Genomic DNA, 21,280 nt, shown 5'->3' with positions numbered 1-21,280 from the left:
CTTAGTGAGGAACCTAACCCATGCGCATGAGCACCAGCATGATCTACCAGCAGAATCTGTCGGGGGTCACCAATAATCAGTCTCTGTGGATGCAGTCCGGGCAGCAGCTTTCCAGCGGCAAGCGCGTGCTTTACCCTTCGGACGATCCGTTAGCGGCGTCACAGGCGGTGATGATCTCGCAGTCGATGTCAGAAAACAGCCAGTACGCGTTGGCGCGCACCTTTGCCCGTCAGAACATCTCGATGGAAGAAACCGTGCTGCGTAGCGCCGCCGATGGCATCAAGGACATGAAAGCGCTGATCGTCAATGCCGGTGACGGCACGATCAGCGACAATGACCGTGATTCTTTGGCCACCCAGTTGCAGGGGCTGAAAGATCAGCTACTCAGCCAGGCCAACAGCACCGACGGTAACGGCCGTTTTATTTTTGCCGGCTTTGCCAATGATAAAGCCCCGTTTGTCGAGCAGGGTGGCAAGGTGGTTTACCAGGGCAGCAGCTCGGCCATTGAGCAGAAAGTGGACGCCAACCGCACCATGACCGTGGGCCACACCGGCAGCTCGATATTTATGTCGCTGACCAGCAATATCAAACCGGAACCGGACGGCAGCCCTTCCGAAGCGAACGTGTTCGAGAGCATCGATATGGCGTTGAAAGCGTTGAAGACCCCTCTGCAGGGGGCCGATGAGGCTACCCGTGAGCAGGTGACGGCGGCGCTCGATAAGGCAACCCGTGGCCTGGATAACAGCTATAACAACGTGCTGAGCACCAATGCGGTGCTGGGGACTCAGTTGCAGGAGTTGGAGGTGCTGGACAGCATCGGCATCGAAAACAATACGGCTAACAAAAATCAGCTGACCGCGTTGGTTGAGGCGGATGTGGTGGAGGCGATCTCGTCTTACTACATGCAACAGGCGGCTTTGCAGGCATCGTATAAGACCTTTAGCGATATGCAGGGTATGTCATTATTCCAAATAAACCGATAAGAAATAGTTATTCACGCTTGTAGGGCACTGCGCCCTATAACGTGGATATAGAGCGCAGCACCGTTTTTACACAGCCTGATTTAACGGCGGGAAACGTCAGGATATTCAGGCTGGATAAGTGATTTTACTATTTTTAACGCTACGCATTAAAAACAGATTATTTTTTCTTTTTGGCTACGGTCCAAATCTTGCCGCAGGCTGACGGCGTAATCTGAACGCGGTTGGTTACCCAATGCGCCATACCCAAGGCTCTGCGTGCTTTCCTGTTGGTTTTCGTCTTCATTCCGTGCTCCTGGCCGTATTGAGATAAGTCAGTTGAGAAAAATAAAATACCGTAGCCCGAAGGCTCCGTTGTTTTATTTTCTTGGTTATCCATTTTTTAATAAATCGCCAACCAAAAATAATGGCTTTGGTCCGTATTTTTATACGGCGTGGGATTTATTTAATGAGGCCATTCTAAGGGGGGTATTTTATTATTCAAGCCCGGCAGAATAATCGCCGCTAAATCTGGTTAATTTCGCTTTTTCAACTTTTTATCTCGGAAAATATCTTTCCCTGCTAGTTTGTCTCGCGGGTAACCTCGGAATTAAGGGGACATACCGCCGATCACCGTCGCCAGCCGATCGAAAAACTCACCGAACAGGTGTTCGCAGAAGGGGGCCAGCATCGGCATCATCATGCCAAGGGTCAACATGCCGATGGTTAACGTAACCGGGAAACCGATCACAAACACCGAAAGCTGCGGGGTAACGCGGTTGAGCAGGCCAAGCGCCAGGTTCAGCGTCAGCAGCAGGCAGATCAGCGGCAGCGCCAGCATCATACCGTTAATGAAGATCAGCGTTCCTGCCTGGGTCAGCGCCAGGAAACCGTTGCCGTTCAGCGGCCGTGCCTGGATCGGCAGGGTATGGAAGCTGTCTGCCAGCAGCGAGATCAGCCACAGGTGACCATCGAAGCTGAGGAATAATAACATCGCCAGCAGGTTCAGCAGGCGCGCCAGCAGTGGCGTATTGGGGCCGCCAGAGGGATCGAAGAAGGTGGCAAAGGACAGCCCCATCTGCATGCCGATCACCTCACCCGCCAGGCGCACAGCTGCAAAGGCGAACTGCATTGTTAAACCGATCGCCACGCCGATCAGGATCTGCTGCACGGCCAGCCACAGGCCGGTGACAGAAAACAGCGGGATATTGCTGGTGGGCAGCGTAGGGGCGATCAGCAATACGATCAGACCGCCCAAGCCAATTTTCACCCGCTTGGAGATCTGCTTTTCGCTGAACAGCGGGGCGGTGCTAATCAGCGCCAGGACGCGCAGCAGAGGCCAGAAGAACTGGCTGAGCCAGACGCTGAGTTGGGCGCTGTCAAAGGTTAGCATGGTTAGCCGATCAGGTTCGGCAGGTTGCTGAACAGCATGCGCATGTAGTCCAATAGCAGATTGAGCATCCACGGCCCGGCAACGATCAGGGTGGCGACCACGGAGAGAATTTTGGGAATGAACGACAGCGTCATTTCGTTAATCTGCGTGGCGGCCTGCAACAGGCTGACGATCAGCCCGCTGAACAGCGCGGCTAGCAGCAGTGGGGCGGCCAGCGCCAGCGCCACTTTCATCGCTTCCGTACCCAGCGCCATTACCGATTCAGGTGTCATCTTTTTGCTCCAATAGAGGGGAGGGGGTCTGCTAGCTGTAAAAACTCTGCGCCAGCGATCCCAACAGCAACTGCCAACCATCCACCAGCACAAACAACATCAGTTTGAACGGTAGCGAGATGGTCGCGGGCGGTACCATCATCATCCCCAGCGCCATCAGCACGCTGGCCACCACCAGGTCGATGATCAGGAACGGAATAAATACGGTAAAACCAATCTGGAAGGCAGTTTTCAGCTCACTGGTGACATAGGCGGGCAACAGAATACGCATCGGGACGGCCTCCGGACCTTCCAACGCGGGCAGGTTAGCTAGCCTGGCGTACAGGGCGAGATCGCTTTCCCGCGTCTGGCGCAGCATAAACTCACGTAGCGGCTGCGAACCTTTGTCGATCGCTACCTCCATGCTGATCTTGTCCTGGCTGAACGGCAGGTAGGCATCCTGATATACCTTGTCGAACACCGGTGACATGATAAAGAAGGTCAAAAACAGTGCCAGCCCCAGCATTACCTGATTGGGCGGTGCCGATGGGGTGCCGAGGGCGTTACGCAGCAGCCCCAGCACGATGATGATGCGGGTAAAGCTGGTCATCATCAGCAGCATCGCGGGCAGGAAGCTGAGTGAGGTGATCAGTACCAGCGTCTGCACCGGCAGCGTCCAGCTTTGGCCGCCGTTGGCCGTAGGTTGGCTAATCAGCCCCGGCAACTGTGCCAAAGCGGCAGGGCTGAGCAGTAGCAGGCCTGCGGCCAGCAGCGGGCCAAAAGCCCGGCGGTAGGAGAATGGATTCATGCCGATTTATCCGGGCGTTTTAAGACGTTTTGCATCAGTTGGCGGAAATCTGCCGGTGACTTGTGATCGGTTGCTTCCTGAGTCGGTGGCGCGGACAGGGTGTGCAACGGGGTGATTTGCTGAGCCGTAACGCCCAGCACCAGCCAGGTGTTATCCACTTCAACCACCACCACCCGTTCGCGTTGGCCAACCTGACAGCTGGCACGCAGGTTGAGCAATTTTTGATTGCCACGGGCCTGCGGGGCAAGGCCCAACCGACGAAACAGCCAGCCAGCGAGCAGGATCAGCAGCAAAATAGCACCGAGCGCGCTGCTGACCTGCATCAATACCGAGCCGGTGGGCAGCGCCGTACCGGCGGGCTGCTGAGTGCTTTGTGTCTGCACGCTGGCGTTGGGGTTCATTAGCGGCTCAGGCGGCGCATGCGCTCGGAAGGCGTGATGATATCGGTGATGCGTACGCCGAACTTGTCGCCGACCACCACCACTTCGCCCTGGGCGATGAGATAGCCGTTAATCAGGATATCCAAGGGTTCACCGGCCAGACCATCCAACGCCACCACCGAGCCTTGCGACAGGCGCAGCAGCTCTTTGATGGTCATCTTGGTGCGGCCCAGTTCCACGGTCAGCTTGACCGGAATATCCAGGATCAGATCGATATCTTGCAGGCTACCCAACGCATCCTGAGCTTCCAGCGATTTGAATACGCCCTCGGTAGAGGCGGATTTTTCGGTCGCCTGTTGCTCGTTAAACGCATCAGCCCACAGATCGTCTACGGAGTCCTTCTCTTCGCCAGACTGTTGTTTAGGATCACTCATTGGGCCGTTCCTCACTCAGGGCATTCAAAATAGGGTTAATCAAATGTTCAACACGCAGGGCGTACTGCCCGTTCAAAGTGCCGTATTGGCTGGTCAAGACCGGGACGCCGTCAACATGGGCGATCAGGCGCTCCGGTTTATCGATCGGTAACACGTCGCCTGGCTGGAGTTTCAGCACTTTCGACAGGCGCATCGGGATATCGACAAAGTTGGCTATCAGCTCCAGTTCGGAGTGCTGAACCTGTTTCACCAGCGTTTCTCGCCACTGGCTGTCTTCCTGGCGGGAGTTCTCCACCGGTGGGTTAGTCAGCAACTCGCGCAGTGGCTCGATCATGGCGAATGGAATACAGATATTAAATTCACCGCTCAGCGCGCCGATCTCCACCTGGAACGGCGTGGTTACCACGATATCGTTGGGAGATGTGGTGATATTGGTGAACTTGACCTGCATTTCGGCACGTACGTATTCCACATCGATCTTGTAGATGGCGCTCCAGGCATCGCCATAGGCGTCCAGCGCCAAGCGCAGCATGCGTTTGATCACCCGCTGTTCGGTTGGCGTAAATTCCCGGCCCTCGACCTTGGTAGGAAAACGGCCATCGCCACCGAACAGGTTATCCACGGCGATAAACACCAGGCTGGGGGCAAACACAAACAGCGCCGTGCCGCGCAATGGATTCAGGTGGACCAGGTTCAGGTTGGTCGGCACCGGCAGGTTGCGGGCAAACTCATGGTATGGCTGGATCTTGATCGCCCCGACGGTAATATCCGGGCTACGGCGCAACAGGTTAAACAGCCCCATGCGAAACTGACGGGCAAAACGCTCGTTAATGATCTCCAGCGCTTGCAGGCGCTCACGCACCACGCGCCGTTGGGTGGTGGGATCGTAAGGTTTGACCTCGCTTTCATGACCGATGACGGCGGCGGGTTCATCCCCCGCGCTGTCGCCATTGAGCAGTGCGTCGATCTCGGCCTGTGAAAGAATATTGTCGCCCATGGTTTATTACCGCAGTATGAAGGCAGTGAACAGCACATCGCTGACCACTTGCTTCGGTTGTCCCGTCACCAGCGGTGGGCTGAGCACGTCTTTAATCTGTGCCACCAGTTGCTGTTTCCCTTGCTCGTTGGCCAGTTGGCTTGCTTCCTGTCGTGAAAGCAGCATTAGCAGACGGCTACGCACTTCCGGCAGAAAATCGTTCAACCGGCGGCGTGTTTCTTCATCTGGCAGGCGCAGCGTCAGGCCGATATACAACACGCGGTCCAGGTTGTTATCCGGCGTCACCAGATTGACGGTAAAGGTATCCAATGGCATAAACACCGGGGCCGGAGGCGGCTGCTTTTTTTCCTCGGCGGCGGGTTGACCGTTCTTATGCTGCTGCATCAACCACCAGCTGTAGCCTGCGGCACCACATGCGCCCAAGGCGATCAGTACCAGCAGGATCACCAGTATTGGGCGTTTTTTTGTTGCTGCTGTTGGAAGGGAGTTCTGAGACATTACTAAGCCAAATCCTGTTCTCTGCGTGCTGACAAGCTGCACGCAATACATGTAATTCCATTATCCCGCTTATTCTGGGCTGCAATAGCCAGAATAGGCGGGGAAAAGCGTGCCAGCTTGAGCGTTTGCACGCCGTCAGGCGAAAATATCAACGCCGTCGACCGAGCGGGCCATCGCCTGCAGCGCTGCTGGGGCGCTCAGGGCTTCAACGCCGGTTTCCGCGCTGCCGTGTTGTTCACGGTAAGAAGGCTGCCCGCCTTGGTGAGAGGCCTGCTGCTGTGACTGTTGCGGCTGTGGCAGTGACTCACCGCCAACGCTGCTCTGGCCAAGGTTGATACCACTTTCCGCCAGCGCATGGCGTAGATGGGGCAGCGCGGCTTCCACCGCCGCACGAACCTGGCCGTGTGCCGAGGCGATATGCAACTGGGCCTGGTTATCGTCGAGCTTCAGCGTAATTTGCAAGGCACCCAGTTCCTGCGGATGTAGGCGTAACTCGGCGCTCTGCTGGCCGTTGCGGTGGAACATCAGCACCTGCTGACTCAGTGCCTGTTGCCATTCCTGGCTGCCGAGTTGAGCGTTCAACTGTGGCGTTGCCGGTGCGCTCACCGTCGCGCTGACGGGGTGGCTGGCGATCACCGGGCTGGAAACTGGCGCAGGGGCTGCGTGCTGTGGCGTTGCAGAAGATTGCGCCGATTCAGCCGCCAGTTTCAGTGGAGTGGTGCCGCTATCCTGATTGTTATCGGTCTGAGAAGACAGTACTGACGACGCGTCAGTTTTGGCGGCCAAGGCGGATTTATCGTCTGCGTTCGGCTGCGATTTTGACGCTGGCAGGCCAGCAGTGGATAACGCTGGTTTTTCGCTCAGGGTGGCTAACAGTGATGCGGTTCCCGTCAGCGGCGCTTCGTCCCCGCTTGGCTCAGCGGCGGTTGCGACCCCATTTCCTGGTAACGGCTGCACTACGGCGGCAGGCAGCATGGCAAACAGAGCCTGCAAGCTGGCCGCATCCAAAGTATCTACAGGGTGCAGCGGCTGTTCGTCATCGCGCTGGGTTAACCGGGTTTGGCTATCGTCTGCCGCATCCAGTTCCTGCGGAGCGGCCAGCAAACGGCCACGATCGCTGAGCGAGTTCAGCAATTGGTTAAGCTGTTGGCGACTGAGGGTTGAGATTTGTGGATCTTCGGCCAGTAGCTGGGCCACGTTCGGCTTGCCTTTCAGTTGACCTTCGGGCATGAAGCGCTCGCCGAGCAGTTGAGCAAAGCTGGCAGACAGTCCGGCATCATCCAACGACAGCGCGGTAAGGCCAGTCTCCGTGCCATCAACTGTCGCGGGCAAGCCAGAGAGAACGTTGAGGTTCATGGGTTTAGATTCCTTTGTGAACTGCGTTGAGCGAACTCATCCATCAGTTTTTGGTCACGCTTGTTTTCCAGCATCAGTTCGGCGCTGAGGGCACGGGTGTTGAGCGTTTCAAAAGCGTTCAGCCGCTGCTGTTTGTCCTGCCACTGTTTGACCGCCCGTTCTACCTTCTCGCTCCACTGGAGCAACTGCTGGCGATGCTGGCTGATGGCCTGCTCGAGCGTGCCGATAAACTGCTGGTAGTTTTGCCAACTGGCGGAACCCATGCCGCTAGACAGGGTGTTGTTCAGCTTTTGCCGATACTCATCCTGGTAGTTGAGCAGCATGGCAAGCTGTTGCTCCGCCGCCTGTTGCGCCTGACGTGCCTGGCCGAGGTGCTGTGCGGCCTGTTCTACGGCATCCTGCGCCAGATCGCGCAGGATAATCAGCGGTGACTGTGGTTTCATGGTGCTCAGGCTCCGTGGTTAAACAATCAGTTGCTGCAATTGCTGGCAGGCATCGTCGTAGCCGCTGCGTTCGAAAATGCCCTGTTGCAGATAGGCTTCCATCTGCGGATACAGCGTCATGGCCTTGTCCAGCAGCGGATCGCTGCCTGCGGCGTAGGCTCCTACACTGATCAGATCGCGGTTACGTTGGTAACTGGCCAACATCTGTTTGAAGTTACGTACCCGCCGGTAATGCTCCTCGTCGATCAGCGAGGTCATGGCACGGCTGATCGACGCTTCAATATCGATGGCAGGGTAGTGGCCCGCTTCCGCCAGGCGCCGAGACAGCACCACATGGCCATCAAGGATGGCGCGTGCCGAATCGGCAATCGGGTCTTGCTGGTCATCACCTTCGGTCAACACGGTATAAAACGCGGTGATGGAACCGCCGCCGCTGATGCCGTTACCGGCACGCTCTACCAGAGCAGGAAGTTTGGCGAATACCGAAGGCGGATAGCCTTTGGTAGCCGGGGGTTCGCCGATTGCCAGGGCGATTTCACGTTGCGCCATGGCGTAACGGGTCAGGGAATCCATAATCAGCAGTACGTGTTGGCCCCAATCGCGGAAATCCTCGGCGATACGGGTGGCATAGGCGGCGCCTTGCATGCGTAGCAGCGGCGAAACGTCTGCCGGTGCAGCGATTACCACCGAACGGGCGCGCCCCTCGGTGCCGAGGATGTTTTCGATAAAGTCTTTCACTTCGCGGCCACGTTCGCCGATCAGCCCAACGACGATCACGTCGGCTTGGGTATACCGCGCCATCATCCCGAGCAGCACGCTTTTACCCACGCCAGAACCAGCGAACAGGCCCATGCGCTGGCCGCGGCCCACGGTGAGCAGTCCGTTAATGGTACGCACGCCCACGTCGAGTACCTGTTCGATCGGGGTGCGCTGCAACGGGTTGAACGGGGCGGTGATCAGCGGTGCACGGTAGCCGGTATCTGGTGCTGGCAGACCATCGAGCGGTTTGGCACCGCCGTCGAGCACCCGGCCAAGCAATGCCGGGCCAAGGGGTAACTGTTTGCTGGCGCTTTGTCCTTCGGGGGAGACGCGAGCATAGACCCGAGCGCCGGGCACGATGCCGTCGACCTCTTCCAGCGGCATCAGAAACAGCCGTTGGCCGTTAAAACCGACCACCTCGCTTTCTACCTCCTGCACCACACCGCTGTCATGGCGTTCGATCAGGCAGGTGGCCCCCAGCGGTAACTGCAAACCGGTGGCTTCCAGTACCAGCCCGGTAGCTCGCGTCAGACGGCCATAGCGGCGCACCGCGGGCGCACGGGCAATGCGTTTTTCCAGACTGTCCAGCGAGTTCAGCCAACGGCCGAGACGAACGGTCATCACAGCTCTCCCGGTGCGGCCAGACGGCACAGTTCATGCCAGCGGGTGGCCAGGCTGGCATCCAGATCGCCTTCTTCTGCGCTGACCTTGCAGCCGCCTGGATGTAACTGTCCGTCGGCCAGCAGCCGCCAGCCGTGCAGGCTGAGTGTCATGCCAAGCTGCTGCTCTACACGTTCGTAATCATCCGGGTGTACGCGCAACTGAGGTTTGCCGCTGAACATCGGTTCTTGCTGGATCAACTGTTGGATCTGGCCGAGCAGGGCGGTGCCATCGCACACCAGCGCTTGGCCGATGACCTGTTTGGCCGCCGTCAGGGCCAACTGCATCAGGCGCGAGGCAATCACGCTGTCGAGCGCGTCCAGGGTGTGCTGGAACTCGGTGACCAACTGCTGCCAATGTTCGGTGATCGGTTGCTGCTGCTGTTGGCCCGCCAGAATGCCTTGCTGACGGCCTTCCTCCAGCCCGGCCTGGAAACCGGCGTCATAGCCTTTCTGCTGGCCCTCGGCAAAGCCTTGTTGCTGACCTTGCTGTTGGGCCTGCAAACGCAGCATCTCCAGCCGTTGCTGTTCGTTGATGCTGTCATCCTGTGGGATGACGATCACTTCAGGCGGGCTTTCCGGTTCCAGCACCGGTTTGGGATCCGCCAGATCGTTAAGCGACCAGGGCTGCCAGGGCAGGGTGTTGAGGCGATCAGACATAGGTGTCCTCGCCACCGCCGATGATCATTTCGCCGGTTTCTGCCAGGCGGCGTACCACCAACAGGATAGCCTTCTGTTCGTTCTCCACCTGCGACATCCGCATCGGGCCACGGTTGGCCAGATCGTCGCGCAGGATATCGGCGGCACGTTGCGACATGTTCTTGAGGAACTTCTCGCGCAGCGGCTGTTCGGCCCCTTTCAAGGCGATCAACAGGGATTCGCTTTCCACGTCCTGCAACAGGCGCTGGATGCTGCGATCGTCCACTTCGACCAGGTTTTCGAACAGGAACATTTCGTCGATGATCTTCTGCGCCAGCTCGCCGTCGTAGTCACGCATGGCACCAATAACCGCCTCTTCCTGCTGGGTTTTCATCAGGTTGATAATCTCGGCGGCGGTACGGACACCCCCCATTTTGCTGCGCTTGAGGTTCTGGCCGTCCAGCAGATTGTTCAGCACTTCGGTCAGCTCTGCCAGGGCGTCTGGCTGTACACCGCCGAAGGTGGCGATACGCAGCATCACGTCGTTGCGCAGGCGCTCCTCGAACTGTGCCAGGATATCCGCCGCCTGGCCGCGCTTGAGGTGAACCAGGATGGTGGCAATGATCTGCGGGTGTTCGTCGCGGATCAGATCGGCCGCGCTCTGCGGCTCCATAAAGTTGAGCGTTTCCATGCCGGAGGTGTCTTCGCGTGATTCGAGGATATCCTCCAGCAGGCTGCTGGCACGTTCTTCACCCAAGGCTTTTACCAGCACCGAGCGTAGGTAGTCGCTGGCATTGACGCTCAGCGCGGCATACTGTTCGGCATCGTCTTCAAACTCTCTGAGGACCTCCCCCAACTGTTTGTGGGACACCTGGCGCATACTGGCCATGGTGCCACTCAACTGCTGCACTTCCCGTGACGAGAGGTGCTTGAAGACTTCGGCGGCGCGATCTTCACCCAGCGTCATCAGCAGGATGGCGCTCTTTTCGGTACCTGTCAGACTCATAGTTCGTTACTCATCCATTGACGGATCACCAGGGCCACCACGCGTGGATCTTTATCTGCCAGTTCGCGGATCCGCTGGCCCTGGACTTCAGCATTGACGCGCTGCTGTGATTTCTTGTGCAGCGCCTGCTCTTCATGACTTGGCTTGTTCATCTCAGCCGGGCGAGTGGCTGGCGTATTGGCAGCGGCCACTGCAGCTTGTTGCGCCACCTGACGGCTTTGCAGCTGCGGACGAACCAGCTTGCGCCACAAAATCCAGGCCACCAGCAGCACCAGCAAATAGCGGCCTGCGTTGAACAACCGATCGATAAACGACTGTGACTGCCAGAAAGGCAACTCGCCGCCGGTCTGCTCTACATCATTGAACTGGGTGTTGACCACGTTAAGCGTATCGCCACGGCTGCTGGAGTAACCCATCGCTTCACGGACCAGCGACTCCACCTGAGCCAACTGTTCTTTGCTCATCGGCAGTGGTTTACCGTCTTTATCGGTACCCAGGGTGTTGAGCACCACGGCGACCGACAGGCGTTCCACCGCTCCAGCCTTGTGCTGGGTATGACGAATGGTGCGATCCACCTCGTAGTTGGTGGTTTCATCACGGCGACTGTTTTGCGCTACGTTACCGCTAGCCCCGGTACGCGTGCTGTTATTGGCATTGCTTGCCGTGGCAGGGGTATTTGTATTGCCCGCCGCCGTAGTTTTTGGTGTTTCTATCGGTGCAGTCGGCGCTGCACTTGGCTGGTTGGAAAGGGCACCCGGTACGCCGCCGATCTGTTGCCCGCCGTTCTGTTCACTCTGGCTGAGCTGTCTGGAGCGTATTGCTGATTTATCCGGCTGTTGGTTGGGCTGGTACTGTTCGTCGGTTTGCTCGCGGGTGGAGAAATCGATTTGTGCCGTTACCTGTGCACGCACGTTCGCGCTGCCGACAATCGGTGCCAGAATAGCTTCAATACGGCGCTGATAGCGGTTCTCAACCTCATTGGCGTACTTCAACTGTGCGGCATTGAGATCGCGTCCGGTGCCGTCAGATTGGGTCAGCAGGCGGCCAGCCTGATCGACCACCGTGACGTTGCCCGGCGGCAAACCGGCCACGCTGCTGGATACCATATACACCACGGCATTGATCTGGCCGTCGTCCAACGTGCGGCCAGGTTGCAGCGTGAGCGTCACGGAAGCTGAGGGGTTCTTTTGTTCGCGTACAAACAGCGAAGGCTTAGGCAGTGCCAGATGCACACGGGCATTCTGTACCGGCCCCAGGGATTCGATAGTGCGTGACAGTTCGCCTTCCAGCGCGCGCTGGTAGTTGATCTGTTCGCTGAACTGGCTGATGCCGAATTTTTCCTGATCCAGCAGTTCAAAGCCGACGGCACCTCCCTTGGGCAGCCCCTGTTGCGCCAGACGCAGGCGGGTTTCATGCACCTTCTCCGCCGGGATCATCAACGCCGAGCCGTTCTCGGTAAAGCGATAGGGGATGTTCATCTGCGTGAGTTGCGTGACGATAGCGCCGCCGTCACGATCGTTGAGATTGCTGTACAGCACGCGGTAATCCGGGCTTTTGGCCCATAGCATCAGCGCAACCACGATGGCGATCGCCGCCGAGGCCGCGATCAGCAGTGGAATTTTAGGGTTGGCACGCAAGCGATTCCATAGGGCCAGCAGGCCGTTATCACGGCTTTCACCATTCATGCTGGTACCCACTCTGGCGGGTTCGAGGTATGGCTAGCGTTGTTGTGTGATGACAAAACAGACTCCCTGAATACACAGTTCTTTACGGCCTAACAAAAGCGCCCCCATTTTTGGGCATGCCATTATTTGCTCTAGGGGCAAGTTTTGATGGCCCGATAAACCGGTGTTTTTGCAGTTAATTAGCCGCTTTAACCGGAAAGCACTGTGGTAGGGTGTGCAGCATCGGGATCATGCAGGCGAATGAAGGCGCGGTTTTCCCGCCGTTTTTCAGGCCAGCGCTTGAAATCCATAGGGTATGAATGAAGTAACGAGGTCATGATGGCAATTCAGGGTATTGAAGGAGTGGTGCAGCAGTTGCAAGCCACGGCGGTTCAGGCCGGAGCGCTGCGACAAAACGATCCGGTGCAGGGAGCCAGTTTTGCCAATGAGTTAAAGGCGGCTCTCGGTAAGATCAGCGAGACTCAGCAAACTGCGCGTCAGCAAGCACAGGATTTTGAATTGGGTGTGCCGGGTATCAGTTTGAACGACGTGATGGTCGATCTGCAGAAGTCTTCGGTGTCTTTGCAACTGGGTGTGCAGGTACGTAATAAACTGGTTGCGGCTTATCAAGACGTCATGAATATGGCGGTGTAGCGGTAAATAAAGGGTGGCTATAGCGCAAACAGATAATCTATTCTGTATTGGCGTAAGCCTCCCTAATGTGATTTTCAGTGGTTTTCGACCCGTTTGCCTAATCAATAAATCATGGCAAGCCGGTGTCTTGAGCGTCGTCGGTGTTTTTTATGGGCAACACCAATCTTTTTACTATCAATGACTTTGGCGTGTTTCTTAAAGGAAAAAAGGCATAAAACAGTCAGCGATGCTACCAAATACTCCATTATCTTATCCTCCTTGAAATTGGTTAATTAAGCTAATATTTGTAGTTATTGTCCTAAATGTCAATTAGCGAGGGTGTAATGTAGATATATCCTCATCGAGCCCAGGAACTGTCTTATATCTTTGAGTGGATTCGTACGGTGTCGCTCGTAAACCACGCAAAAAATAATCGCTTACGCTGAAGAGATTGAGTCTCATTCAAGCAATGCCAGAGAACCGTGAGCGGTGTAACTTAAAGAAATATCTCTGTTTTATTGAAAGACCTAATTCCTGTTGTGCGGTGGCTATTATTTTTTTGACCGTGCTTTGGAGTAGGCTGATGCTTTGTGAATAAGATGAAAGATCCACAGCTTTACAAGGATGTTATTTTTTCTATGGAAATAATCGCGCTAATAGTATTTATTCGGGAAAAGTGATGAGCACTAAAAGTGAAGTAAGATGGCGTTTTTTCAGCATTGTCATGTTAATTGTGTTGGCCGTATTGACCTATGTGTTAGTTAAACTCAACTGATGTACGGGCCACTCAGGGTGGCCTTAGTCACATCCTCAGCCTGCCGTTGTTAAACCCAGCATCTATTCCTCTACCGTATTTAGCCATGGATATGCCGGAGGCTGCGCGGCGGTGGGCTGCATAATTCGCTGGTGCCCACGGATGGCGGTAGGTGCGAAGCCGAATCGTTTACGAAAGCGTTCGGCAAAACGAGAAGAACTTTCATAGCTCACATATTGTGCAATGGCGGAGATCGGCCAGTCTGTGGCCTGCAATAACAGCAGCGCGCGGCTCATACGTACATCGATCATCAGGTTGCGCAAGGCGCTATTCTCCGCCGACAGTTTGCGCCGCAGCACCACCTCGCTCATCATCAGATTTTCAGCCACTTCGGCGGCGGTCCAAATCCGTTGCGGATCGCTTGCCAGCAAGCGGCGCACCTGCTGGGTCAGATTATTGGTTTCCTGGTGAGTAAAGCGGATCCCCAGGTGTGCCAGCCACAGTAGGATTTCGCACATTTTATGGCGGATAATCATCTGGGGAAAACGATCGTGCAGCGTCAGTGCCAGCGCCGCGGTTTCAAAACTGTGCAAGAACGGGCAGGGCAGCTTCGTCAGCGTAGTGACGCCAGTGAAAGGGGGAGGCGGCGCGATAGGCGCATTGGCTACCGTATCAAACAGCAAGGGATCGCAAATCAGCAGTTGGCAGCTGTATACTCCGCTGTCTGAAAGACTATTAATCACATCGGCGGTTAGCCCACCTTCTACGATCAACAGCTCTCCGGCGCGAGCTACCACCTCCCGTTGCTTCCACCGTATACGTGTTTGCCCTTGCTGGATCAAAAACAGATGCGTCTGCTCAAAATAGAGCGACGGAAGTCGCAGTTCAGTATGCTGAATGATGTGTGCTGAGGCACCGATCCCGGGACAAAAATTAATTAAGCGTTCCATCAATATTCATTTCATCGTTATTATCTACGAATATCTTTACGCTTTGCTGGAGGATGGAGCAACATTTTTTCGCCTGTTGCCGATCACAACTCGATAATTTACTTGTCAAGAATCAGTTTCCTGTTGAACAGAAAACGTCCGTGTCGGGATAAGTGTTATCCATTAAATCGGCAATAGTGCCAGCGGTTTGCATTTTCATGCATTACCTGCCATACGAATTATTCAAATCTCATGCGTTTATATTATGGTGCAACGGGATAATAATAGTGTTTTATCCTATTAATTACTTAGGATAGGCGGTTAAACATAAGATTTATCTTGATTGCGGCTCACCAAGCAGCAAAGCGCGGTCATGGAATTGACCGTAGGTGCTGTTGACCGCGCTCTGGCGGGTAGACTGCCCGATCAAAACCGTTAATTCGTCCATGCGTCGCTGCATCAGTCGCTTCACTTCGGTTTCGTTTTTGAGGATTTGCTGCAATTTACCGCGTAAAATATCCTGCAAGCTCGAAGATGGCTCAGGGATACCCGCCAGTTGGGCGGTTTTTTCTACCGCCTGAACGTAGGTGATCTCCATTTCAATCAGCGCATCCCACTGGCCAGCCTGCGCCAGTGTGATCATTTGCTCGCTCAGGCTATGGATCTTTTGATAGGCCAATAGCAGTTGTTGGTGGTGTTCCATTATACGCCGTCCTGAACGGGTTGATAATTGGGGCCAATTTGACGCCAGGCGTCGGCAATGTTCTCCAGCAGCCCGCTGACTTCGTCAAGGGCTGCGACATCATTGTGCAGGTTGGCCTGCATCAGACGGCGTTTCATATAGTCATATAAGGCGGCGAGATTATCGGCGATCTCCCCTCCCTGTTCATGATTGAGGCCATTTTTTAGCCCGTTATCAATGATATTAATGGCTTTTGAGATCGCCAGCCCCTTGCCGGCGATATTCCCCTGATCCATCAGGATGCGTGCACGAAGCAGGGCGCTGAGCGCCCCGTCGAATAGCATCACGATGAGCTGGTGCGGGCTGGCACCCATCACGCCACTTTCTACACTAACCTGGGCGTAAGCCTGGGTTCCGCTGCGGTTGTACATGCTATTTTACCTGGTTAACGCGCCTATTTAGACGTGAACTGTTGGGTTAAATAATTACTGGTACCATTCAGTTTCGACATCATGGTATCCAACTGAACAAATTGCTGTTTGTAACGATCGATGGAGCTTTGAATACTTTCGGTCACGCGGGTGATTTGGGTATTCAAACGGTCGAGGTTGGTATTGATACTCTTGGTCGAGTTCTCAATCACGCCACCGGCCTTGATATAGTTTTGGATCTCATTGTGGATTTCCGTCGCCATACCGCTCTCTTTACCATCACCAGCGAAGAAATTGGCCACCTGATCGGGTTTTTCATCGATCGCTTTTTTTAACTTTTCGCTGTCCAATTCCAGTTTGCCGGTTTTGGTATTGGTAGTAATACCCAGGTTGCCCAAGCCCTTCAGCTCCGGGTTGTCCTGTGCGGCGCTTAGCGCGCTCTTAATGGAGGATTGGATGCCGCGCAGCGTGTTGTCACCCAACAGCGCCCCATTTTTGTTGTTCTGTGCTTCACCACTCTTTACTGGGGTGTATTTCGTCAGGGAATTAAAGGTATCCAACAGCGAGTTATAGCTATCAACCCAAGCCTTGACCTTGTCCGAGGTGCCGCTTTTATCGGCGGTGACCACCAGGTTCTGCGGTTCGCCCGGTTTGGTGATGGTTTTCAGATCCAGCGTCACCCCTTGCAGGGCGTCGGCGATCGAGTTGGTGCTGCGCTTGATGGTGGTACCGTTAATGGTCAACTCGGCATCCTGGCCTTTGACCGTTTCCTTCATCGCGTTGCTGGTGCTGGTAGGATCATAATTTAAGATCGCTCCCAGTTTATCGTCATTATTAACCTGCACCTTAACCGTATTTTTTTCGCCGGTGGTGGAGGAACTGATGGCCAACTGATAGTCGTTGTCGCCCACGCGCATGATGGTGGCGTTCACCCCGGCTTTGGCGCCGTTAATCGCATCGCGCATTTCCAGCAGTGAGGTTTGATCGTCACCTAGCGGGATTTTGACCTCTTTAGGGGGGTTGCCAGCGGTGATCGAAATCGAACGATCGCTGGCGCCGCTAGTGCCCAGTTTCTCCGCTTGATCGTTAATATCGGCCTTTGTCGTCAAGGTTTGCGGCTGTGCCAGATGCAGCACCTCGACGCTGTAATTACCCGGGACCGATTTGGCGGTGGTAGTCACGTTAAACTGATCGTGAGTGGTGGCGGTAGTATTGTTAAAGAATTCTGGCTTGGCCAAATCCTTGCTCAGGTTATCGAATTTTTCCAGCGAGCTTTTCAACGTGCCGTAGGCAGTCAGCTTGGCGTTATAGCTGGTTTGCTGGGTTGTATAAGGTGTCAGACGTTGTTGTTCCGCCTTGGTCAGCTTGTCCAGCAAGCCGTTGAGGTCCAGCCCTGAGCCGATGCCTAATGAACTAATCGATGCCATTCGTGATTCTCCTATGGTCAATGACTTTTACGCTCTATGCGTTATCGGCTCAGTATGTAAAAAGTTTACGGATAAATAGAAAAAACGATGGCGCAGTAGAAGAGGGAAAAACAGCGTTATTCGCGCCATTGGCGAAAAGTGAAAAAAACGGAAAAAAAATCTAAAGGTTGTGGGGGGAGCGCCGATACCTGAGGAGACGGTGGTTGACGCCGTGGACCAACAAGGTCCGAACCCTTTAATTGTGAATGCGAACGTCGCAACTGATTCGTAAGGAAAGCAAATTATGGCACAAGTAATTAATACCAACAGCCTGTCGCTGATGGCGCAGAACAACCTGAACAAATCTCAGTCTTCTCTGGGGACCGCTATCGAACGTCTGTCTTCCGGTCTGCGTATCAACAGCGCGAAGGATGACGCTGCGGGTCAGGCGATCTCTAACCGTTTCACAGCTAACATCAAGGGCCTGACTCAGGCTTCCCGTAACGCTAACGACGGTATCTCTCTGGCGCAGACCACTGAAGGCGCACTGAACGAAGTCAACGACAACCTGCAGAACATCCGTCGTCTGACCGTGCAGTCTCAGAACGGTTCTAACTCATCCAGCGACCTGCAGTCAATCCAGGATGAAATCTCTCAGCGTCTGAACGAAATCAACCGTATTTCAGAGCAAACCGACTTCAACGGCGTGAAAGTGTTGAGCAGCGATCAGAAGTTGACTATTCAGGTTGGCGCTAATGATGGTGAAACCATTGATATCGATCTGAAAGATATTAATGCTAAAACTCTGGGCTTGGATAAATTCAGCGTTGCAAACCCAATCGATACTGCCAAAGTGGGCGGCGCAGCATTGACCACCGTTGATAAAATGGGGCCACCGGCTATTCAGGCTGATGGTAACGCAGCGACAAAAACCAGCGATGGCAAACTTTACACTGCGAATGGCACTGATTTCTTTGTAAAAGCTACCGATGGTGCTATTTACGATGCCACCGTTGCCGCTGACGGTAAAGTGACCTGGGATTCTACCACTGCGACCACTAACCCAACCGCTGGTATCAAGGAACAGTCTCAAGTTAAAGTGGGTACCACCGCCGTTACTGGTTTAACTGGTAGTGATGAACTGCGTACCTATACAGATCCAGCCGGTAAATCAGGTTATATGGTTAAAGGTAAGGATGACAACGGTAACGACGCTTACTATGCAGCTACTGTAGATGCATCTGGCAAAGTAACCAAAGGCGCGCAACAGTCTACCGATCCAAAAACTGCTGACCCACTGGCAACCCTGGACAAAGCTCTGTCACAGGTTGACGGCCTGCGTTCTTCCCTGGGTGCGGTACAGAACCGTTTCGACTCTGTTATCAACAACCTGAACAGCACCGTGAACAACCTGTCTGCTTCCCAGTCTCGTATTCAAGATGCCGACTACGCGACCGAAGTGTCTAACATGAGCCGTGCCAACATCCTGCAACAGGCTGGCACCTCTGTTCTGGCCCAGGCTAACCAGTCTACCCAGAACGTACTGACCCTGCTGCGTTAATCACTCTCTCCGATTAGCCTGTCATCCAAACCCTGCTTCGGCAGGGTTTTTTGTCTTTTGCTGCCATCAGGGTTTTTACATGGCACAAATAAAGCCCGTTTTGTACGGCTGTTCAGACGATTGGTATTGCGCCTGCTACGGATAATAGCCATGACTCCGTTATCCGCAGGTTAGACATAGTGAGCGATCTGTATACCGCCGAAGGCGTCATGGACAAAAATTCTCTCTGGCTGCGCTACGTTCCGCTAGTGCGCCACGAGGCGTTACGCCTGCAGGTTAGGCTGCCCGCCAGCGTGGAACTGGACGATCTGCTGCAAGCAGGGGGAATCGGGCTGTTGAACGCCGTTGAGCGTTATGATGCCCTGCAAGGAACGGCCTTCACGACCTATGCCGTGCAGCGTATTCGCGGTGCGATGCTCGACGAGTTGCGTAGCCGTGACTGGGTGCCGCGCAGCGTACGCCGCAACGCTCGGGAAGTGGCGCGCATGATGCAGCAGTTGGAACAGCGGCTCGGCCGCCCGGCCAGCGAAATGGAGGTGGCACAGGGGTTGGATGTCTCGCTGGACGAGTATCGCCAGATCCTGTTGGACACCAATAATAGCCAGCTATTTTCCTACGACGAATGGCAGGAAGAGCATGGCGACAGCGCCGAACCGGTGCTGGAAGGTCATGAAGCTGCCAATCCGTTGCATCAACTGTTGGAAGGCAATCTGCGCCAGCGGGTGATCGATGCCATCGAGGCGCTGCCGGAACGCGAAAAACTGGTGCTGACGCTGTATTACCAGGAGGAGTTGAATCTGAAGGAAATTGGCGCAGTGCTCGATGTGGGTGAGTCGCGAGTCAGCCAGTTGCATAGCCAGGCAATCAAACGCCTGCGGGCACGTCTGGCTCAGGACAACTGAACCCCCAAGCCTGCCTCCCTAACCAACCTGATTACTGCCGCAATAAATGGACTGCAAAAGATGCCAGGAAAACAGTTGAAGAAACGGCCACTCAGCCGCTACCTGAAAGATTATAAACACAGCCAAACCCATTGTTCCCAGTGCGAGAAGGTGCTAGACCGCATGGCACTGGTGTTCCGTGGCAAGATCATCAATAAGGAAGCCATCGCCCGGATGGATCAGCCGATTGACGATCAGGTCTGGCAAAACGTGCAAAGCGAGTTGACCGCGCTATGCCGGTTTTGTAGTGAAATCTCCTGTAATAGTCACCCCAGTTACTTCGACATCATGGCGTTTAAACAGTATCTGTTTGAACAGACCGAGATGAACCACAGCACCATCCGTGAATATGTCGTGCGCCTGCGGCGCCTGGATGAAATGCTGGTGGCACACAACTATCCTGCCGATCAGTTTGCCAGCGCCTTCAACCATCAGCGTATTATTGACGATCTGCCACCGGCAGCGAGCGATAACTACCGCATTGCGCTGCGCAAATACGACCAATACCTGGCCTGGCAAAAAAGTTATTGATTGACCTGACCCGGTCGGTTGGCCGGGTTACCCTGCAGCCATCCCCACGAATAAAGAGTGATTATTCAGAGCACATCTGATAAATCTATCACTCAAACACCGTTATTTTATTCCCTGGGGGAAGTTGTGGATCTGCAACAGCAACTGGCGCAATTCCCGCGCCTGGATTTGGTTGGCTCTGCCACGCCGCTCGAAAAGTTATCCCGCCTTTCAGACTACCTTGGCCGCGAAATTTACATCAAACGTGACGATGTCACTCCGATGGCAATGGGTGGCAACAAGCTGAGAAAGCTGGAGTTTTTAGCCGCCGACGCGGTACGCCAAGGGGCCGATACCCTGGTTACCGCCGGTGCCATTCAATCCAACCACGTTCGCCAGACCGCCGCCGTGGCGGCCAAGCTCGGCCTGCAATGCGTAGCGCTGTTGGAAAACCCCATCGACACCAAAGCGGAAAACTACCTCAGTAACGGTAATCGCCTGCTGCTCGATCTGTTCAATGTTGAAGTGGTGATGTGCGATGCCTTGCACGATCCGCAGATGCAACTGGCCGATCTGGCCACACGTTTGGAAGCCCAGGGTTTCCGTCCTTATGTCATCCCCGTAGGCGGTTCCAACGCGCTCGGCTCATTGGGCTATGTGCAGTGTGCGCTGGAAATTGCAGCACAAAGCCATGGCATCAACTTCAGTTCGATCGTAGTGGCATCCGGCAGTGCCGGGACTCACGCCGGTCTGGCGGTGGGGCTACAGCAACTGCTGCCGGAGAGCGAACTGATTGGCGTGACCGTTTCCCGCAAGGTGATCGATCAGTTACCGAAGGTTGAACAGTTGCAAAAAGCGGTCGCCTGTTCGCTGAATATTGACGAGCTGGCCCCCATAACCTTGTGGGATGACTATTTTGCCCCGCAGTACGGTATGCCGAATGACGAAGGTATGGCGGCGGTGAAGCTGTTGGCGCAGCAGGAAGGTGTGCTGCTGGACCCGGTCTATACTGGTAAGGCGATGGCGGGGTTGATTGATGGCATCAGCCAGAAACGTTTTCGCGATGAAGGTCCGATCCTGTTTGTGCACACCGGTGGGGCACCGGCGCTGTTTGCTTATCACCCGCAGGTCTGATGCCGAGCAAAGTTGTTATTCCATTTAGAACTATAGTTATTAGGTTATATTCC

24 protein-coding genes are annotated in these 21,280 nt (G+C 55.0%); 6 read left to right on the top strand and 18 right to left on the bottom strand.

The window, feature by feature from the left end; genetic code table 11:
• Positions 1-20: 20 nt before the first annotated feature.
• The gene (gene flgL / locus ACMV5H_RS14265; RefSeq protein ID WP_021805710.1) at positions 21-983 is read left to right on the top strand and encodes a flagellar hook-associated protein FlgL; all 963 of its coding nucleotides are present in this window, start codon (positions 21-23) and stop codon (positions 981-983) included.
• Between the two features lie 157 nt (positions 984-1,140).
• Here the strand turns inward: flgL and sra are convergent, their stop codons facing one another.
• From sra to fliF, 14 genes are all read right to left on the bottom strand, one after another.
• Positions 1,141-1,359, bottom strand: coding sequence for a stationary-phase-induced ribosome-associated protein (gene sra, locus ACMV5H_RS14260; protein WP_141234381.1), 219 nt, complete (start codon positions 1,357-1,359; stop codon positions 1,141-1,143).
• A 210-nt stretch (positions 1,360-1,569) separates the two neighbouring features.
• Positions 1,570-2,352, bottom strand: coding sequence for a flagellar biosynthetic protein FliR (gene fliR / locus ACMV5H_RS14255; RefSeq protein ID WP_021805709.1), 783 nt, complete (start codon positions 2,350-2,352; stop codon positions 1,570-1,572).
• Between the two features lie 2 nt (positions 2,353-2,354).
• Complete coding sequence (gene fliQ / locus ACMV5H_RS14250) at positions 2,355-2,624, bottom strand: flagellar biosynthesis protein FliQ (protein WP_021180950.1); 270 nt, start codon at positions 2,622-2,624, stop codon at positions 2,355-2,357.
• Between the two features lie 31 nt (positions 2,625-2,655).
• Positions 2,656-3,411 carry a flagellar type III secretion system pore protein FliP gene (fliP, locus tag ACMV5H_RS14245; RefSeq protein ID WP_059201113.1) on the bottom strand — a complete coding sequence of 252 codons (756 nt, stop codon included), beginning with the start codon at positions 3,409-3,411 and terminating at the stop codon, positions 2,656-2,658.
• Positions 3,408-3,812, bottom strand: a complete 405-nt coding sequence (gene fliO / locus ACMV5H_RS14240; protein WP_414822013.1) for a flagellar biosynthetic protein FliO — start codon at positions 3,810-3,812, stop codon at positions 3,408-3,410. The genes fliP and fliO overlap by 4 nt, the downstream gene beginning before the upstream one ends.
• Positions 3,812-4,225 (bottom strand): flagellar motor switch protein FliN, encoded by a 414-nt coding sequence (gene fliN / locus ACMV5H_RS14235; RefSeq protein WP_059201111.1) that lies wholly within the window; start codon positions 4,223-4,225, stop codon positions 3,812-3,814. Before fliN ends, fliO begins: the two co-directional genes overlap by 1 nt.
• Positions 4,218-5,222 (bottom strand): flagellar motor switch protein FliM, encoded by a 1,005-nt coding sequence (gene fliM / locus ACMV5H_RS14230; protein WP_021180954.1) that lies wholly within the window; start codon positions 5,220-5,222, stop codon positions 4,218-4,220. The genes fliN and fliM overlap by 8 nt, the downstream gene beginning before the upstream one ends.
• Positions 5,223-5,228: 6 nt before the next feature.
• The gene (fliL, locus tag ACMV5H_RS14225) at positions 5,229-5,720 is read right to left on the bottom strand and encodes a flagellar basal body-associated protein FliL (RefSeq protein ID WP_021180955.1); all 492 of its coding nucleotides are present in this window, start codon (positions 5,718-5,720) and stop codon (positions 5,229-5,231) included.
• Between the two features lie 135 nt (positions 5,721-5,855).
• A complete protein-coding gene (locus ACMV5H_RS14220; protein WP_115158087.1) occupies positions 5,856-7,076 on the bottom strand; it encodes a flagellar hook-length control protein FliK in 1,221 nt (406 codons plus the stop codon).
• Positions 7,073-7,519: a flagellar export protein FliJ gene (gene fliJ / locus ACMV5H_RS14215; RefSeq protein WP_021180957.1), complete on the bottom strand. Its 447-nt coding sequence runs from the start codon at positions 7,517-7,519 to the stop codon at positions 7,073-7,075. Before fliJ ends, ACMV5H_RS14220 begins: the two co-directional genes overlap by 4 nt.
• Before the next feature lie 18 nt (positions 7,520-7,537).
• Entirely contained in the window at positions 7,538-8,899 is a 1,362-nt protein-coding gene (fliI, locus tag ACMV5H_RS14210) for a flagellar protein export ATPase FliI (RefSeq protein WP_414822012.1), read from the bottom strand.
• Entirely contained in the window at positions 8,899-9,597 is a 699-nt protein-coding gene (fliH, locus tag ACMV5H_RS14205; protein WP_414822011.1) for a flagellar assembly protein FliH, read from the bottom strand. Before fliH ends, fliI begins: the two co-directional genes overlap by 1 nt.
• A complete protein-coding gene (gene fliG / locus ACMV5H_RS14200; protein ID WP_414822010.1) occupies positions 9,590-10,582 on the bottom strand; it encodes a flagellar motor switch protein FliG in 993 nt (330 codons plus the stop codon). Before fliG ends, fliH begins: the two co-directional genes overlap by 8 nt.
• A complete protein-coding gene (fliF, locus tag ACMV5H_RS14195; RefSeq protein ID WP_414822009.1) occupies positions 10,579-12,267 on the bottom strand; it encodes a flagellar basal-body MS-ring/collar protein FliF in 1,689 nt (562 codons plus the stop codon). Before fliF ends, fliG begins: the two co-directional genes overlap by 4 nt.
• Before the next feature lie 318 nt (positions 12,268-12,585).
• Here fliF and fliE point away from each other — a divergent pair, with 318 nt between their 5' ends.
• The gene (fliE, locus tag ACMV5H_RS14190; protein WP_024528887.1) at positions 12,586-12,900 is read left to right on the top strand and encodes a flagellar hook-basal body complex protein FliE; all 315 of its coding nucleotides are present in this window, start codon (positions 12,586-12,588) and stop codon (positions 12,898-12,900) included.
• A gap of 816 nt (positions 12,901-13,716) precedes the next feature.
• Here the strand turns inward: fliE and ACMV5H_RS14185 are convergent.
• The 4 genes from ACMV5H_RS14185 to fliD form a co-directional block, all read right to left on the bottom strand.
• Complete coding sequence (locus ACMV5H_RS14185) at positions 13,717-14,583, bottom strand: helix-turn-helix transcriptional regulator (protein ID WP_414822008.1); 867 nt, start codon at positions 14,581-14,583, stop codon at positions 13,717-13,719.
• A gap of 313 nt (positions 14,584-14,896) precedes the next feature.
• On the bottom strand, positions 14,897-15,265 hold the full coding sequence (fliT, locus tag ACMV5H_RS14180) for a flagella biosynthesis regulatory protein FliT (protein ID WP_021805702.1): 369 nt from the start codon (positions 15,263-15,265) through the stop codon (positions 14,897-14,899).
• Positions 15,265-15,675 (bottom strand): flagellar export chaperone FliS, encoded by a 411-nt coding sequence (gene fliS, locus ACMV5H_RS14175; RefSeq protein WP_021180965.1) that lies wholly within the window; start codon positions 15,673-15,675, stop codon positions 15,265-15,267. Before fliS ends, fliT begins: the two co-directional genes overlap by 1 nt.
• A gap of 23 nt (positions 15,676-15,698) precedes the next feature.
• Entirely contained in the window at positions 15,699-17,102 is a 1,404-nt protein-coding gene (gene fliD, locus ACMV5H_RS14170) for a flagellar filament capping protein FliD (protein ID WP_094983056.1), read from the bottom strand.
• A 283-nt stretch (positions 17,103-17,385) separates the two neighbouring features.
• Between fliD and ACMV5H_RS14165 the strand changes: the two genes are divergently transcribed.
• The 4 genes from ACMV5H_RS14165 to ACMV5H_RS14150 all read left to right on the top strand — a co-directional run bounded on the left by ACMV5H_RS14165 (position 17,386) and on the right by ACMV5H_RS14150 (position 21,227).
• Positions 17,386-18,642, top strand: a complete 1,257-nt coding sequence (locus ACMV5H_RS14165; RefSeq protein ID WP_209523992.1) for a FliC/FljB family flagellin — start codon at positions 17,386-17,388, stop codon at positions 18,640-18,642.
• 179 nt (positions 18,643-18,821) lie between these two features.
• On the top strand, positions 18,822-19,544 hold the full coding sequence (locus ACMV5H_RS14160) for an RNA polymerase sigma factor FliA (protein WP_021180968.1): 723 nt from the start codon (positions 18,822-18,824) through the stop codon (positions 19,542-19,544).
• Positions 19,545-19,604: 60 nt separating this feature from the next.
• Positions 19,605-20,114 carry a flagella biosynthesis regulatory protein FliZ gene (gene fliZ / locus ACMV5H_RS14155; protein WP_021805698.1) on the top strand — a complete coding sequence of 170 codons (510 nt, stop codon included), beginning with the start codon at positions 19,605-19,607 and terminating at the stop codon, positions 20,112-20,114.
• Between the two features lie 126 nt (positions 20,115-20,240).
• On the top strand, positions 20,241-21,227 hold the full coding sequence (locus tag ACMV5H_RS14150; protein WP_059201105.1) for a D-cysteine desulfhydrase: 987 nt from the start codon (positions 20,241-20,243) through the stop codon (positions 21,225-21,227).
• Positions 21,228-21,280: the final 53 nt, after the last annotated feature.

Origin of the sequence: Serratia sp. N21D137, assembly GCF_047530005.1 — a bacterium.
In the GTDB taxonomy this organism is placed as follows: Bacteria; Pseudomonadota; Gammaproteobacteria; order Enterobacterales; family Enterobacteriaceae; genus Chania; species Chania fonticola_B.
The sequence above is the reverse complement of the archived record's forward strand: the minus strand, read 5'-3'. Positions and strand labels throughout refer to the sequence as shown.

Excerpts from the sequence above, each read along its gene's own strand:
- flgL (WP_021805710.1), top strand. The coding sequence starts at position 21 with ATGCGCATGAGCACCAGCATGATCTACCAGCAGAATCTGTCGGGGGTC.
- sra (WP_141234381.1), bottom strand. The coding sequence starts at position 1,359 with ATGGATAACCAAGAAAATAAAACAACGGAGCCTTCGGGCTACGGTATT.
- fliR (WP_021805709.1), bottom strand. The coding sequence starts at position 2,352 with ATGCTAACCTTTGACAGCGCCCAACTCAGCGTCTGGCTCAGCCAGTTC.
- fliQ (WP_021180950.1), bottom strand. The coding sequence starts at position 2,624 with ATGACACCTGAATCGGTAATGGCGCTGGGTACGGAAGCGATGAAAGTG.
- fliP (WP_059201113.1), bottom strand. The coding sequence starts at position 3,411 with ATGAATCCATTCTCCTACCGCCGGGCTTTTGGCCCGCTGCTGGCCGCA.
- fliO (WP_414822013.1), bottom strand. The coding sequence starts at position 3,812 with ATGAACCCCAACGCCAGCGTGCAGACACAAAGCACTCAGCAGCCCGCC.
- fliN (WP_059201111.1), bottom strand. The coding sequence starts at position 4,225 with ATGAGTGATCCTAAACAACAGTCTGGCGAAGAGAAGGACTCCGTAGAC.
- fliM (WP_021180954.1), bottom strand. The coding sequence starts at position 5,222 with ATGGGCGACAATATTCTTTCACAGGCCGAGATCGACGCACTGCTCAAT.
- fliL (WP_021180955.1), bottom strand. The coding sequence starts at position 5,720 with ATGTCTCAGAACTCCCTTCCAACAGCAGCAACAAAAAAACGCCCAATA.
- ACMV5H_RS14220 (WP_115158087.1), bottom strand. The coding sequence starts at position 7,076 with ATGAACCTCAACGTTCTCTCTGGCTTGCCCGCGACAGTTGATGGCACG.
- fliJ (WP_021180957.1), bottom strand. The coding sequence starts at position 7,519 with ATGAAACCACAGTCACCGCTGATTATCCTGCGCGATCTGGCGCAGGAT.
- fliI (WP_414822012.1), bottom strand. The coding sequence starts at position 8,899 with ATGACCGTTCGTCTCGGCCGTTGGCTGAACTCGCTGGACAGTCTGGAA.
- fliH (WP_414822011.1), bottom strand. The coding sequence starts at position 9,597 with ATGTCTGATCGCCTCAACACCCTGCCCTGGCAGCCCTGGTCGCTTAAC.
- fliG (WP_414822010.1), bottom strand. The coding sequence starts at position 10,582 with ATGAGTCTGACAGGTACCGAAAAGAGCGCCATCCTGCTGATGACGCTG.
- fliF (WP_414822009.1), bottom strand. The coding sequence starts at position 12,267 with ATGAATGGTGAAAGCCGTGATAACGGCCTGCTGGCCCTATGGAATCGC.
- fliE (WP_024528887.1), top strand. The coding sequence starts at position 12,586 with ATGGCAATTCAGGGTATTGAAGGAGTGGTGCAGCAGTTGCAAGCCACG.
- ACMV5H_RS14185 (WP_414822008.1), bottom strand. The coding sequence starts at position 14,583 with ATGGAACGCTTAATTAATTTTTGTCCCGGGATCGGTGCCTCAGCACAC.
- fliT (WP_021805702.1), bottom strand. The coding sequence starts at position 15,265 with ATGGAACACCACCAACAACTGCTATTGGCCTATCAAAAGATCCATAGC.
- fliS (WP_021180965.1), bottom strand. The coding sequence starts at position 15,675 with ATGTACAACCGCAGCGGAACCCAGGCTTACGCCCAGGTTAGTGTAGAA.
- fliD (WP_094983056.1), bottom strand. The coding sequence starts at position 17,102 with ATGGCATCGATTAGTTCATTAGGCATCGGCTCAGGGCTGGACCTCAAC.
- ACMV5H_RS14165 (WP_209523992.1), top strand. The coding sequence starts at position 17,386 with ATGGCACAAGTAATTAATACCAACAGCCTGTCGCTGATGGCGCAGAAC.
- fliZ (WP_021805698.1), top strand. The coding sequence starts at position 19,605 with ATGCCAGGAAAACAGTTGAAGAAACGGCCACTCAGCCGCTACCTGAAA.